The 677-nt window shown below is 48.7% G+C and carries 1 protein-coding gene; it reads left to right on the top strand.

Going from position 1 to position 677, the window contains the following annotated elements; genetic code table 11:
• A partial coding sequence (locus ALO_RS20380; RefSeq protein WP_004100135.1) for a transposase occupies positions 1-569 on the top strand: 569 nt, incomplete at its 5' end.
• Positions 570-677: the final 108 nt, after the last annotated feature.

Here is a 677-nt window from a genome sequence, read left to right as displayed (position 1 = left end):
AGAAGGCGCAGACGATTCTTGACCTGGTGGCAGCCGATGGCGATACTCACCGGGAGTTTCAGGCTGAACGGGACTTTATTGTCAAAAGTATCATTCAGGAGCTTCGCTACAAACAGCAGGCCATTGAAGGAATAGACGGAGAATTAAAAACCCTGCTGCCCTTGACCGGCTACAAGCTTGATACCGTGCCGGGAATTAACTTGAATACCGCCAGTCACATCATTTCTGAGATCGGGGATATTAACCGCTTCCCTAACTCCGATAAACTGGCCCGCTTTGCAGGCATCGCTCCCGTTTTGTTTTCCTCTGCTGGAAAAGGTAAGGAGCAGCGCAGCCGCCAGGGAAATCGGGTATTGCATGGCATTTTCTATTTTCTCGCTGTCCAGCTTGTCCAGGTCTCCAAAGGTGGCAAGCCGCGACACCCTGTGTTTCATGAGTATTTTCTCCGCAGAATCAGAGAGGGAAAGACCAAGCCCCAGGCCCTGGTTTGTATCATGCGGCGAGCGGTTCGGATTATTTACGGGATGATGAAAACGAAGTCCGAGTATCGCCCTTACGAGACGGATTAAGCGATCTGTTTTGTTCTGCAGTAACTTGTGGTAAAATGGAAATATCCATAGCTTGTTTGCTCCTGCCTTTTTTTCCAGTAAAGAAGAGGGGTTATAAAATTTAACCTC

Source organism: Acetonema longum DSM 6540 (assembly GCF_000219125.1).
Lineage (GTDB): Bacteria > Bacillota > Negativicutes > Sporomusales > Acetonemataceae > Acetonema > Acetonema longum.
Note: the sequence above shows the minus strand (reverse complement) of the source record. Positions and strands in the feature narration are given on the sequence as shown.